At 71.1% G+C, this 12,611-nt stretch carries 13 protein-coding genes; 8 read left to right on the top strand and 5 right to left on the bottom strand.

The features are described from left to right. Positions 1–13: 13 nt before the first annotated feature. The 8 genes from rapZ (at position 14) to JOD46_RS11655 (ending at position 6,517) form a co-directional block, all read left to right on the top strand. Positions 14–886, top strand: coding sequence for an RNase adapter RapZ (rapZ, locus tag JOD46_RS11690; RefSeq protein ID WP_204394513.1), 873 nt, complete (start codon positions 14–16; stop codon positions 884–886). A gap of 49 nt (positions 887–935) precedes the next feature. Beyond that, positions 936–1,916, top strand: a complete 981-nt coding sequence (gene whiA, locus JOD46_RS11685) for a DNA-binding protein WhiA (RefSeq protein WP_204394511.1) — start codon at positions 936–938, stop codon at positions 1,914–1,916. Positions 1,917–2,043: 127 nt separating this feature from the next. Then, positions 2,044–2,670, top strand: a complete 627-nt coding sequence (locus tag JOD46_RS11680) for a superoxide dismutase (protein WP_204394502.1) — start codon at positions 2,044–2,046, stop codon at positions 2,668–2,670. A 102-nt stretch (positions 2,671–2,772) separates the two neighbouring features. Beyond that, the gene (gene gap / locus JOD46_RS11675; RefSeq protein ID WP_204394500.1) at positions 2,773–3,777 is read left to right on the top strand and encodes a type I glyceraldehyde-3-phosphate dehydrogenase; all 1,005 of its coding nucleotides are present in this window, start codon (positions 2,773–2,775) and stop codon (positions 3,775–3,777) included. A 10-nt stretch (positions 3,778–3,787) separates the two neighbouring features. Beyond that, positions 3,788–5,002, top strand: coding sequence for a phosphoglycerate kinase (locus JOD46_RS11670; RefSeq protein ID WP_204394491.1), 1,215 nt, complete (start codon positions 3,788–3,790; stop codon positions 5,000–5,002). Beyond that, complete coding sequence (tpiA, locus tag JOD46_RS11665) at positions 4,993–5,781, top strand: triose-phosphate isomerase (protein ID WP_204394489.1); 789 nt, start codon at positions 4,993–4,995, stop codon at positions 5,779–5,781. The genes JOD46_RS11670 and tpiA overlap by 10 nt, the downstream gene beginning before the upstream one ends. A gap of 107 nt (positions 5,782–5,888) precedes the next feature. After that, a complete protein-coding gene (gene secG, locus JOD46_RS11660) occupies positions 5,889–6,140 on the top strand; it encodes a preprotein translocase subunit SecG (RefSeq protein WP_067947350.1) in 252 nt (83 codons plus the stop codon). An 11-nt stretch (positions 6,141–6,151) separates the two neighbouring features. Continuing rightward, the gene (locus JOD46_RS11655) at positions 6,152–6,517 is read left to right on the top strand and encodes an RNA polymerase-binding protein RbpA (RefSeq protein ID WP_204394487.1); all 366 of its coding nucleotides are present in this window, start codon (positions 6,152–6,154) and stop codon (positions 6,515–6,517) included. Positions 6,518–6,589: 72 nt separating this feature from the next. Here the strand turns inward: JOD46_RS11655 and pgl are convergent, their stop codons facing one another. The 5 genes from pgl to tal are packed head-to-tail and all read right to left on the bottom strand — an operon-like array spanning position 6,590 to position 12,595. Next, entirely contained in the window at positions 6,590–7,360 is a 771-nt protein-coding gene (gene pgl / locus JOD46_RS11650) for a 6-phosphogluconolactonase (RefSeq protein ID WP_204394485.1), read from the bottom strand. Then, positions 7,357–8,328 (bottom strand): glucose-6-phosphate dehydrogenase assembly protein OpcA, encoded by a 972-nt coding sequence (locus tag JOD46_RS11645; protein WP_204394477.1) that lies wholly within the window; start codon positions 8,326–8,328, stop codon positions 7,357–7,359. Before JOD46_RS11645 ends, pgl begins: the two co-directional genes overlap by 4 nt. Further along, positions 8,325–9,866, bottom strand: coding sequence for a glucose-6-phosphate dehydrogenase (gene zwf / locus JOD46_RS11640; protein ID WP_204394475.1), 1,542 nt, complete (start codon positions 9,864–9,866; stop codon positions 8,325–8,327). Before zwf ends, JOD46_RS11645 begins: the two co-directional genes overlap by 4 nt. 15 nt (positions 9,867–9,881) lie before the next feature. Then, positions 9,882–11,486, bottom strand: a complete 1,605-nt coding sequence (locus JOD46_RS11635) for a phosphoglucose isomerase-related protein (protein ID WP_204394472.1) — start codon at positions 11,484–11,486, stop codon at positions 9,882–9,884. Further along, entirely contained in the window at positions 11,483–12,595 is a 1,113-nt protein-coding gene (gene tal, locus JOD46_RS11630; protein WP_204394469.1) for a transaldolase, read from the bottom strand. Before tal ends, JOD46_RS11635 begins: the two co-directional genes overlap by 4 nt. Between the last annotated feature and the right edge of the window lie 16 nt (positions 12,596–12,611).

Below are 12,611 nucleotides of genomic sequence, written 5' to 3'. Positions count from 1 at the left end.
GGGGCGTCGAGACATGGGCGACGGCGACCGGCAGGAGATGCTCATCGTGACCGGGATGTCCGGAGCCGGTCGGTCGACGGTGGCCGATGCGCTCGAGGACCTCGGTTGGTACGTCGTCGACAACCTGCCGCCGCAGATGCTCCGACCGCTCGTCGAACTGGTCGAACGTGCGGGCGCGTCGCTGCCGCGCATCGCCGCCGTCGTCGACATCCGCGGCGGCGGCTTCTTCTCGGAGCTCCGCGACATCGTCCAGGCGCTCCGCGCGGGCGTGAACGTGCGCGTCGTGTTCCTCGACGCCAACGACGCCGTCCTGGTCCGCCGATTCGAGTCGGTTCGACGTCCGCACCCCCTGCAGGGCGACGGCACGCTGCTCGACGGCATCACCGCCGAGCGGGCCCGGCTCGCCGAGGTCCGCGAGGCCAGCGACATCATCGTCGACACCTCCGACCTCAACATCCACCAGCTCGCGAATCTCGTCACCGACACGTTCGCCGAGGCCGACCGGGCGGGGCTGCGCGTGGCCGTGCAGAGCTTCGGCTTCAAGTACGGACTGCCCGCCGACGCCGACCTCGTCGCCGACGCGCGCTTCCTGCCCAATCCGTTCTGGGAAGATGAGTTGCGCCCCCTCACGGGCGAGGACCAGAAGGTCAGCGACTACGTGCTCGACCAGCCCGGTGCCCGCGAGTTCCTCGACGCCTACGTCGAGGCGCTGCGGCCCGTGCTCGCGGGCTACCAACGTGAGAACAAGCGCCACGCGATGATCGCGATCGGATGCACCGGCGGCAAGCACCGCTCGGTGGCCCTGGTCCGCGAGCTCGCGGGGCGCCTGCGGTCCATCCCCGGGCTCGCGGTCAGCGTCAAGCACCGCGACCTCGGGCGCGAGTGACCGCGGCGCGCATCGCGCCGACATCCGACTGAACAGAGAGGACGACCACGTGGCCCTGACGGCTGAGGTGAAAGAGGAGCTCGCGAGGGTCGAGGTGACCAAGACCTCGGTGCGTGCCGCGGAGCTGGCCTCGGTGCTCCGGTTCGCCGGAGGACTCCACATCATCTCGGGGCGCATCGCGATCGAGGCCGAGCTCGACTCGCCGACCATCGCCCGTCGGGTCACGCGCGACCTCGGCGAGCTCTACGGCGTGCGTCCCGACGTGTCGGTGATCTCCGCGTCGGGCCTACGGCGCACGAACCAGTACCTCGTGCGCGTCCTCGACGGCGGCGAGACCCTCGCGCGGCAGACCGGCCTGCTCGACGCGCGCCGGCGGCCGGTGCGCGGTCTGCCGAACAAGCTCACGACCGGCTCGCGCGACGACGTCGCGGCCGTGTGGCGCGGCGCGTTCCTCGCGCGCGGGAGCCTGACCGACCCGGGCCGCTCGGCCGCCCTCGAGATCACCTGCCCGGGCGGCGAGACCGCGATGGCGCTCGTCGGCGCCGCCGGACGTCTCGGCGTCTCGGCCAAGGCGCGCGAGGTGCGCGGCGTGCACCGCGTCGTGATCCGCGACGGCGAGGCCATCAGCGCGATGCTCGCCGTGATGGGCGCGACCGACACCGTGCGCAACTGGGAGGAGCTGCGCCAGCGCCGCGAGGTGCGGGCCACGGCGAACCGGCTCGTGAACTTCGACGACGCCAACCTGCGCCGATCGGCGCAGGCGGCCGTCGCGGCATGCGCGCGCGTCGAGCGCGCCATGGAGATCCTCGGCGAGGAGATCCCCGACCACCTCAAGTACGCCGGCGAGCTGCGCCTCGCGCACCGTGACGCGAGCCTCGACGAGCTCGGCCACCACGCCGACCCGCCGCTGACGAAGGACGCGGTCGCCGGTCGCATCCGCCGCCTGCTCGCGATGGCCGACAAGCGCGCCGCCGAGCTCGGCGTCCCGGGCACCGAGGCGAACCTGCCGCCCGACCTCGACGACGTCTGAACGCTCACTGAACGAGCGCCGAACCCGGTCAACCCCCGTCATCCGGCGCGCGGCCGGGCATAGGATCGAGGAAGCCGCGGTCCGCCGGGCAGAAGTCCGGTCACCCGGCTGCTGACAAGGAGAAGCAATGGCTGACTACACCCTCCCTGAACTCGCCTACGACTATTCGGCCCTCGAGCCGTCGATCAGCGGCACGATCATGGAGCTGCACCACTCGAAGCACCACCAGGCCTACGTGACCGGCGCGAACACCGCACTCGAGCAGCTCGCCGAGGCGCGCGACTCCGGGAACCTGGCGAACGTGAACAAGCTCGAGAAGGACCTCGCGTTCAACCTCGGCGGTCACGTGAACCACTCGATCTTCTGGACCAACCTGTCGCCGAACGGCGGCGACAAGCCGACCGGCGAGCTCGCGTCGGCGATCGACGACCACTTCGGCTCGTTCGACAAGTTCCAGGCCCACTTCACTGCGACCGCGCTCGGCGTGCAGGGTTCGGGCTGGGCTGTGCTCGCGTGGGATTCCATCGGGCAGCGCCTGATCATCGTGCAGTTCTTCGACCAGCAGTCGAACTTCCCGGCGGGGGTCGTACCGCTGCTGATGCTCGACGTCTGGGAGCACGCGTACTACCTCGACTACAAGAACGTGCGCGCCGATTACGTGAAGGCGTTCTGGAACATCGCGAACTGGGAGAACGTCCAGCAGCGCTTCGCCGCCGCCACTGAGAAGACCTCAGGGCTGCTGCTACTGTCATAGCGGATGGTGTCCCCGGACGCCGTCCGGGGACACCGCCGTCCGAGTGCTCGTAGAGATCCATACCGACAGCGCGATCGCGCCATCATGACAGGGGAGACACCTGTGTCCGTAAAGATCGGCATCAACGGCTTCGGCCGAATCGGCCGCAACTACTTCCGCGCCGCCCTCGCGCAGGGCGCCGACCTCGAGATCGTCGCGGTCAACGACCTGACCGACAACAAGACGCTCGCGCACCTGCTGAAGTACGACTCGATCACGGGCCGCCTCGACGCCTCGGTCGAGTACGACGACGAGCACCTGATCGTCGACGGCAAGTCCATCAAGGCCTTCGCCGAGCGCGACCCCGCGAACCTGCCCTGGGGCGAGCTGGGCGTCGACATCGTCATCGAGTCGACCGGCTTCTTCACGAAGGCCGCCGACGCGCGCAAGCACCTCGACGCCGGCGCGAAGAAGGTGCTGATCTCGGCGCCCGCGACCGACGAGGATGCCACGTTCGTCATCGGCGTCAACGAGGACAGCTACGACCCCGAGAAGCACCACATCATCTCGAACGCGTCCTGCACGACGAACTGCCTCGCGCCGCTCGCGAAGGTCTTCAACGACGAGTTCGGCATCGAGCGCGGCCTCATGACGACCGTCCACGCGTACACCGCCGACCAGAACCTGCAGGACGGCCCGCACAAGGACCTCCGCCGCGCGCGCGCCGCCGCGCTGAACATCGTGCCCACCTCGACGGGTGCAGCCAAGGCCATCGGCCTCGTGCTGCCCGAGCTCGTCGGCAAGCTCGACGGCTTCGCGCTGCGCGTGCCGGTCCCGACCGGCTCGATCACCGACCTCACCGTCACCTCGTCGCGACCCGGGACGGTCGACGAGGTCAAGGCCGCGTACAAGAAGGCCGCGGAGGGATCGCTCAAGGGCATCCTCAAGTACACCGAGGACGACATCGTCTCGAGCGACATCGTCACGGACCCGCACTCCTGCATCTTCGATGCCGGCCTCGTGCGCGTCATCGGCGACCAGGTCAAGCTGTCGGCCTGGTACGACAACGAGTGGGGCTACTCGAACCGACTGGTCGACCTGACCGAGTACGTGGCCGAGCGACTCTGAGGCGAGTGACGTGACCCTTCGAACCATCGATTCCCTGGGTCCGCTCGCCGGCACTCGCGTCGTCGTCCGTTGCGACCTCAACGTCCCTCTCAAGGACGGGGTCATCACGGACGACGGCCGCGTGCGCGCGTCGGTCCCCACCCTCACCGCGCTCGTCGAACAGGGCGCCAAGGTGATCGTGATCTCGCACCTCGGCCGCCCCGAGGGCGCACCCGACCCGAAGTACAGCCTCGAGCCCGTGGCCACCCGCCTCGGCGAGCTGCTCGACGCACCCGTCTCGTTCGCCGCCGACACGGTCGGCGAGGACGCCGCGGCCAAGGTCGCGGCGCTCGGCGACGGCGAGGTGCTCGTACTCGAGAACCTGCGCTTCAACCCCGGCGAGACGAGCAAGAACGAGGCCGAGCGCACCGCGTTCGCGGGGCAGCTCGCCGAGTTCGCCGACGCGGTCGTCTCCGACGGCTTCGGCGTCGTGCACCGCAAGCAGGCGAGCGTCTACGAGCTCGAGCAGCTGCGCCCGAGCGCGGCCGGCCTGCTCATCGCAGCCGAGCTCGACGTGCTCGACCGGCTCACCGAGAAGCCCGAGCGACCCTACGTCGTCGTGCTCGGCGGCTCCAAGGTCTCCGACAAGCTGGGCGTGATCGAGCACCTGCTGCCGCGCGTCGACGCGCTGCTCATCGGCGGCGGCATGCTGTTCACGTTCCTCGCGGCGCAGGGGCACGAGGTGGGTTCGAGCCTGCTCGAGGCCGACCAGATCGACACCGTGAAGGGCTACCTCGCGGATGCCGCGGAGCGCGGCGTCGACATCGTGCTGCCCACCGACGTCGTGGTCGCCGCATCCTTCTCGGCCGACGCCGAGCACCAGGTCACCGCGGCCGACGCGATCGAGCAGACGCCGTTCGGCGCCTCGGGACTCGGCCTCGACATCGGGCCCGACACCGCGGCCGCGTTCGCCGAGCGCATCCGCGCGGCGAAGACGGTGTTCTGGAACGGCCCGATGGGCGTGTTCGAGCTCGCGCCCTTCGCCGAGGGCACGCGCACCGTCGCATCCGCGCTCACCGAGGTCGACGGACTCAGCGTCGTCGGCGGTGGCGATTCCGCCGCCGCGGTGCGCCAGCTCGGCTTCGACGAGGGCGCCTTCGGGCACATCTCGACGGGCGGCGGCGCGAGCCTGGAATTCCTCGAAGGAAAGAAGCTCCCCGGACTGGAGGTCCTCGGATGGCAGTAGGCCGCACCCCGTTCATCGCGGGCAACTGGAAGATGAACCTCGATCACCTGCAGGCGATCGCGTTCGTGCAGAAGCTCGCGTGGAGCCTCGCCGACGCGAAGCACGACTTCGCCGACGCCGAGGTCGCGGTCTTCCCGCCGTTCACCGACCTCCGTTCGGTGCAGACGCTCGTGTCGGCCGACGACCTGCCGATCGGCTACGGCGCGCAGGACCTGTCCCAGCACGACTCGGGCGCGTACACGGGCGAGGTCTCCGGGGCGTTCCTCGCGAAGCTCGACTGCCGGTACGTCATCATCGGGCACTCCGAGCGACGCCAGTACCACGGGGAGACCGACCAGGTCGTGAACGCCAAGGTCGTCGCCGCCCATCGCCACGGGCTCGTGCCCGTGTTGTGCGTGGGCGAGACCGCGGAGGACCTCGAGCAGCACGGCGCGAGCGCCGTGCCCGTGGCGCAGCTGCGCGCGGCGCTCGAGGGGGTCGACGTCGCGAAGGGCCTCGTCGTCGCGTACGAGCCCGTCTGGGCGATCGGCTCCGGACAGGCGGCCACGCCCGACCAGGCGCAGCAGGTCGCCGCAGCGCTGCGCGCCGTGCTCGCCGAGGTCGCGGGCGACGAGCTCGCCGCCTCGACGCGCATCCTCTACGGCGGCTCGGTCAAGGCCGCGAACATCGCGTCGTTCCTGCGCGAGCCCGACGTCGACGGCGCGCTCGTCGGCGGGGCGAGCCTCGATCTCGACGAGTTCTCGAGCATCGTGCGATTCAAGAAGCACGTCGGCGCCTGACGCGTCATTCCGCGCCGCCCGGCCCCGCCGAGACGGGCTCGGGCGGCGCGGACGGCTATACTCGACTGGCGGCATCGACACTTCGTCATGCCCGGAAAGGTTTCACCGTGGAGATTCTCCAGGTCGTCCTGCAGGTGCTGCTCGGCCTCACGAGCATCCTGCTCACGCTCCTGATCCTGCTGCACAAGGGTCGCGGCGGCGGGCTGTCCGACATGTTCGGCGGCGGCGTCACGTCGAACCTCGGCGCGTCCGGGGTCGCGGAGCGCAACCTGAACCGCATCACGATCATCCTCGGCCTCGTGTGGGTGACGTGCATCGTGGTCCTCGGGCTGATCACCAAGTTCGACGCCGGAATCTGACGGAGGTCACCGTGGCATCAGGCAACAGTGCGATCCGGGGCTCGCGAGTCGGTTCCGGCCCCATGGGCGAGCAGGACCGCGGCTTCCACGCCGACCGGGTCGCCGTGAGCTACTGGGACGCCCAGGGCAACGAGACGGTCCGCTACTTCGCGGCGAACCTCCCCGAGGAGGAGATCCCCGACGTCATCGACAGCCCCTCGACGGGGCTGCCGGCCGGTCGCGACAAGGACAACCCGCCAGCGGTCGCGAAGCTCGAGCCCTACAAGACGCATCTCGCGTATGTGAAGGAGCGGCGCACCGAGGAGGAGGCCGCCGCGCTCCTCGAGGAGGCGCTGCAGCAGCTGCGCGCACGCCGCGGCACGGCGCAGAAGGACTGAACGCGCGCATCGCCGCGCAACGACGAACGGGCCGCCCCCTCGGGGGCGGCCCGTTCGCCGTCAGCGTGCGGTTCAGTAGTCGCGCGCGATGAGCGCCTCGGGCACCTCTGCGGCGGCATCGCGGTCGACGAAGAACACCGTGCGGCGGCGTCCCTTGATGCCGGCCACCGGGACCTCGTCGCGGCTGGCGCCGGCGAGCGCGAGCCCCAGCGCCGACGCCTTGTCGGCGCCCGCGAGCACGAGCCACACCCGCTGCGACCCGTTGATCACGGGGCGGGTGAGGCTGAGCCGCTCGGGCGGCGGCTTGGGCGACTCGCGCACGGCGATCACCGGGCGGTCGACCACTTGGATGCCCGAGCGGTGCGGGAACAGCGAGGCGATGTGCCCGTCGGGACCGACGCCGAGGAACACGATGTCGAACACCGGATGCGGCAGGCCCTCCGCGCCGAAGCGCGCCAGCTCGGCCGCGTACGCGTCGGCCGCCTCATCGAGCGTGAGGCCCTGGTCGGACGCGGGGAACGGGTGGACGTTCCCGGCCGGCAGGTCGAGCGCGTCCAGGAGCGCCTCGCGCGACTGGCGGTCGTTGCGATCGGCGTCGCCCTCGGGCACCCACCGCTCGTCGCCCCACCAGAAGTGCACGCGCGACCAGTCGATCGACTGCCGCGCGGGCGACTCGCGCACCGCCTCGAGCACCGCACCGCCCATCGACCCGCCGGTCAGCACCACGTGCACGACCTCCTGGACGTCCAGCAGGTCGAGCACCTTGGTGATGAACCGGGCGGCGACCGCCCCGGCCAGGGTGTCCTTGTCGGGATGGACGAGCACGCGGCGCTCGTTCGTCATACGGTCACTCCTTCGTCCGCCGCTCGCTGCGAGACCAGCGCGAGCCCCCTGGTGATCACCTCACCGTACAGCTCATCGGGATCGAGGCGGCGCAGCTCGTCGGCAAGGCAGTCGCGCAGGCTCCGGCGGGGGAGTGCGACGTCATGCACGGGCTGTCCCGGCTGGCGCAGCGTCGCAACGCCCGGCTGGTCGCGCACCAGCTCGATCCGGCCGGTCGAGCGCACGAGGTGCACGCCGTGGATGCCGTGCGAGCCGTGCTCGAGGCCGGTCAGCGCGCAGTCGGCAGGTGCGCCGAGCTGCATCGACAGCCACGCGGCGAGCAGCGTCGTCGACGGCGAGTCGACCGCGCCCGTGACGCTCACGGCCGTGACCGGCACGTACGGCGGCTGGTCGAGCACCGCCGCGAGCTGAGCGCGCCAGAGCGTCAGGCGCGTCCACGCGAAGTCCGCATCGCCCGGGCGGTAGCTCTCGGCGAGATGCACGAGTGCCGCCTGCGGGTCGGGCTGCGTCGACGCGTCGGTGATGCGCCGCTGGGCGATGCGTCCGAGCGGCGAGTCGCCGGGCACGGCCGGGGCGGCGCCGGGCCACCATGCGACCACGGGGGCGTCGGGCAGCAGCAGGCCCATGACGAGGCTCTGCTCGTCCTGGGCGGCGTCGCCGCGGGCGCGCAGGATGATGACCTCGCTGGCGCCGGCGTCGCCGCCGACCCGGATCTCGGCGTCGAGGCGGCTCTCCTCGGCATCCGCTCCCGCGTCGTCCTCATCGTCCTTCGAGACGACGATGACGCGCATCGGGTGCTCGCGCGACGCGTCGTTCGCGGCCTCGATGGCCTCCTCCTCGCCCTCGGGCACCGTGGCGATCACGAGCGTGAGCACCCGACCGAGGGCGACGACGCCGCCCTCCTCGCGGATCTTGACGAGGGTCTTCGACACCTGGCTGGTCGTGGTGTCGGGCAGTTCGACGATCATGGGCGCCTCCAGGTGCGTCCGTCGCGGGCGAGGAGTTCATCGGCCGAGTCGGGTCCCCACGAGCCGGGTCGGTACTGCTCGGGCTGACCCTGCGTGGCCCAGAACTCCTCGATGGGGTCGAGGATCTTCCACGAGAGCTCGACCTCCTCCTGACGGGGGAAGAGCGGCGGCTCGCCGAGCAGCACGTCGAGGATCAGCCGCTCGTACGCCTCGGGGCTGGCCTCGGTGAAGGCGTGCCCGTAGCCGAAGTCCATCGTGACGTCGCGGACCTGCATGCCGGCGCCCGGCACCTTGGAGCCGAAGCGGATCGTCACGCCCTCGTCGGGCTGGACCCGGATGACGAGCGCGTTCTGGCCGAGCTGCGAGGTCTGGCTGTCGGCGAACACCTGCTGCGGCGCGCGCTTGAACACGACCGCGATCTCGGTCACTCGACGGCCCAGACGCTTTCCGGCTCGCAGGTAGAACGGCACGCCCGCCCACCGGCGCGTGCCGATGAGCAGCTTCATGGCCGCGTAGGTCTCGGTCGTGGACTGCGGGTTCATGCCGTCCTCGTCGAGGAAGCCGATGACCTTCTCGCCGCCCTGCCAACCGCCCGAGTACTGGCCGCGGGCGGTCGCCGTGGACAGGTCGTCGGGCAGGCGCACGGCCCGCAGGATCTTCTCCTTCTCGGCGCGCAGGTCGGCGGCGTCGAACGAGATCGGCTCCTCCATGGCGGTGAGCGCGAGCAACTGCAGCAGGTGGTTCTGGATGACATCACGAGCCGCGCCGATGCCGTCGTAGTAGCCGGCCCGGCCACCCACTCCGATGTCCTCGGCCATCGTGATCTGCACGTGGTCGACGAAGTTCGCGTTCCAGATCGGCTCGTACAGCTGGTTCGCGAACCGCAGCGCGAGGATGTTCTGGACCGTCTCCTTGCCGAGGTAGTGGTCGATGCGGAACACCGAGTCGGGCGGGAAGACCGAGGCGACGACGTCGTTCAGCTCAATGGCCGTCTTCAGGTCGGACCCGAACGGCTTCTCGATGACGACGCGGCGCCACTGTCCCTCGCGCTGCTCGGTCAGCCCCGACCGCTTGAGCTGTTCCGTGACGATCGGGAACGACTTCGGCGGAATCGACAGGTAGAACGCGTGGTTGCCCATCGTGCCGCGTTCGCGGTCCAGCTCCTCGACGGTGTGGCGCAGGCGGTCGAAGGCCGCGTCGTCGTCGAAGGCGCCGGGCACGAACCGGATCCCGCGTGCGAGCTGCTGCCAGACGTCCTCGCGGAACTCGGTGCGCGCGTACTGCTTCACCGAGTCGTGGACGACCTGCTCGAAGTCCTCGTCCTCCCAGTCGCGGCGCGCGAAGCCGACCAGCGCGAACCCCGGGGGCAGGAGCCCCCGGTTCGCGAGGTCGTACACCGCGGGCATGAGCTTCTTGCGCGACAGGTCGCCGGTGACGCCGAAGATGATGAGGCTCGACGGGCCGGCGATCCGGTTCAGGCGATAGTCCTTGGGCGACCGCAGCGGATTGTGCGTCGCCGTGATCTCGACCGGATGCATGTTCGCTCCCGGGGATCAGCCGATCGCGGAGCGCAGCGACGCGAGGTCGGCGCTCGGATCGGGCAGCGTGAGCGTGAGCACCGGGCGCCCGTGCTCGGCGAGCACCGACGCGTCGCCCGAGGCCTGCGCGGCGATGAGCTCGCCGAACGTGAACGGCCGCTCGGGGATCGCGAGGTCGTCGCCGGAGCGCTGCACGAGCTGGAGGAACACGCCGTGCGCGGGACCGCCCTTGTGGTACTGGCCGGTCGAGTGCAGGAAGCGGGGGCCCCAGCCGAACGTCACCGGGCGACCGCTGCGGGCTGCGAGCAGGTCGCGGAGCTCCTCGATCTCGGGGTGCGCGACGCGGTCGACGTAGGCCTGCACCGAGATGTACCCGTCGGCGGGCACCTCCTCGAGCAGCACCTCGATCGCCGAGGCGAGGTCGCTGGCCGCACCGATCACGTCGGGCGTGCCGCGGACCTCGATGCCGTCGGTCACGAACGCGGCCGGGGCCGGCTCGGGACGCGCGTCGAGCAGGCCCCGCGCGGCGATCTTCGCCGACTCGACGTCGGGCTGGTCGAACGGGTTGATGCCGAGGATGCGACCGGCGACGGCCGTCGCGTATTCCCAGACGAGCAGCTGCGCGCCGAGCGTGCCCGACACGCGGATCTCGCCGTCGGTGTCGTCGACGAAGAGGTGGCTGCCGGCGTCGTCGACGAGGCGGACGACCTGGACATCGGACGCGACATCCGACAGCTCGGGCGCGTCGGGGCCGAGGACGACGGGCAGGATGCCGGTGCCCTCCTTGCCGGTCGACTCGGCGATGAGCTGCTCGGCCCAGTCGGCGAAGCCGACGATGTGGGTGCCGTCGGCCACGATCGCGAGCTTGTCCCGGCGCGGCTCGGCCGCCGCGATCGCGGCGCCGAGCACGAGGCCCGGGTTCTCCTCGGAGTCGATCGCGAGCGAGAGCTCGATCGCCTCGGCCTCGGCGAGGAGCTCCTCGAGGTCGACCCCGGCGAGGCCCGACGGCACGAGGCCGAACGCCGTGAGCGCCGAGTAGCGGCCGCCCACGGTGGGGTCGGCGTTGAAGACGCGGTAGCCCGCCGCGCGCGCCGACTCGTCCAGCGGCGAGCCCGGGTCGGTCACGACGATGATGCGCGAGGCCGGGTCGATGCCGGCGTCGCGGAACGCCTGCTCGTACGCGCGCCGCTGCGAGTCGGTCTCGACGGTCGAGCCCGACTTCGACGACACGACCAGTGCGCTGCGCTCGAGCCGGTCGGCGAGGGCGGCGCGCACCTGGCCGGGCTCGGTCGAGTCGAGCACCGTCAGGCCCGCGCGCGCGGTGCGCGTGATGACCTCGGGTGCGAGCGAGGAGCCGCCCATGCCGCCGAGCACGATGTGGTCGACGCCGGCGGCGCGGAGCTCGTCGCGCAGCGCGGCGATCTCGGGCAGCAGCGGACGCGAGACCGCGACGGCCTCGGTCCAGCCGAGGCGCTTTGACGCCTCGGCCTCGGCCTCGGGGCCCCAGAGGCTGGAGTCGAGCGCGGTGATGCGCGAGGCGACCTCGTCGGCCACGAGCTGCGGGACGACGCGGCGGACCGCATCGGCGGCGGGGCCGCTCACGGAGATGCGGAAGCTCATCGTGCGGCCTCCAGTGCGCCGCGGACCGTCTCGAGCAGTTCCCTCCACGAGACGATGAACTTCTCGACGCCCTCGCGCTCGAGCAGCTCGGTCACCTCGTCGTAGTCGACGCCGACGCCCGCGAGGGCGTCGAGCACGCGACCGGCCTCGGCGTAGTTGCCGGTGACCGTGTCGCCCTCGATCACGCCGTGGTCGTACGTGGCCTCGAGGGTCTTCTCGGGCATCGTGTTCACGATGCCGCGGGCCACGAGCTCGGTCACGTAGAGGGTGTCGGGCAGCGAGGGGTCCTTGACGCCGGTCGAGGCCCACAGCGGGCGCTGGCGGTTCGCGCCGGCATCCAGCAGCGCGATCGCCCGCGGGCTCGCGAACTGCTGCTCGTACAGCTCGTAGGCCAGGCGCGCGTTGGCGACGCCCGCGCGGCCCTTGAGCGCGGCGGCCTCGGGGGTGCCGATCGCGTCGAGGCGCTTGTCGATCTCGGTGTCGACGCGCGACACGAAGAACGAGGCGACCGAGTGGATGGTCGAGAGGTCGATGCCCGCGGCCTTGGCCTGCTCGAGGCCCGCGAGGTACGCGTCGATGACCTCGCGGTAGCGGTCGAGGCTGAAGATCAGCGTGACGTTGACGCTGATGCCGGCGCCGATCACGGCGGTGATCGCGGGGAGGCCCTCGCGCGTGGCGGGGATCTTGATCATGACGTTGGGCCGGTCGACCTTCTCCCAGAGGCGGTGCGCCTCGGCGATCGTCGCGTCGGTGTCGTTCGCGAGGTCGGGGGAGACCTCGATCGAGACGCGGCCGTCGTAGCCGTCGGTGCGCTCGTACGTCGGCAGGAAGTGGTCGGCGGCATCGCGCACGTCGTCGGTCGTGATCTCGAAGACCGCACGGTCGACGTCGGCGCCGTCGGCCGCGAGGGCGTGCAGCTGCTCGCGGTAGGACTCGCCGTCGGTCAGGGCCGCGGCGAAGATCGTCGGGTTCGTCGTGACGCCGACGACGTCGCGCTCGGCGATCAGGCGCTCGAGGCCGCCCGAGGCGATCCGCTGGCGCGACAGGTCGTCGAGCCAGATGCTGACGCCGGCCTGCGACAGCGCGGCGGTGGGGGTGTTGGTGCTCATGAGGTTGGTCTCCTTC

It is taken from the genome of Agromyces aurantiacus, from assembly GCF_016907355.1.
Taxonomy (GTDB): domain Bacteria; phylum Actinomycetota; class Actinomycetes; order Actinomycetales; family Microbacteriaceae; genus Agromyces; species Agromyces aurantiacus.
This window is presented reverse-complemented; position numbering and strand designations above follow the sequence as displayed.

Coding starts and splice junctions, on each gene's coding strand:
- rapZ (WP_204394513.1), top strand. CDS start 14: ATGGGCGACGGCGACCGGCAGGAGATGCTCATCGTGACCGGGATGTCC.
- JOD46_RS11680 (WP_204394502.1), top strand. CDS start 2,044: ATGGCTGACTACACCCTCCCTGAACTCGCCTACGACTATTCGGCCCTC.
- tpiA (WP_204394489.1), top strand. CDS start 4,993: ATGGCAGTAGGCCGCACCCCGTTCATCGCGGGCAACTGGAAGATGAAC.
- pgl (WP_204394485.1), bottom strand. CDS start 7,360: ATGACGAACGAGCGCCGCGTGCTCGTCCATCCCGACAAGGACACCCTG.
- JOD46_RS11645 (WP_204394477.1), bottom strand. CDS start 8,328: ATGATCGTCGAACTGCCCGACACCACGACCAGCCAGGTGTCGAAGACC.
- zwf (WP_204394475.1), bottom strand. CDS start 9,866: ATGCATCCGGTCGAGATCACGGCGACGCACAATCCGCTGCGGTCGCCC.
- JOD46_RS11635 (WP_204394472.1), bottom strand. CDS start 11,486: ATGAGCTTCCGCATCTCCGTGAGCGGCCCCGCCGCCGATGCGGTCCGC.
- tal (WP_204394469.1), bottom strand. CDS start 12,595: ATGAGCACCAACACCCCCACCGCCGCGCTGTCGCAGGCCGGCGTCAGC.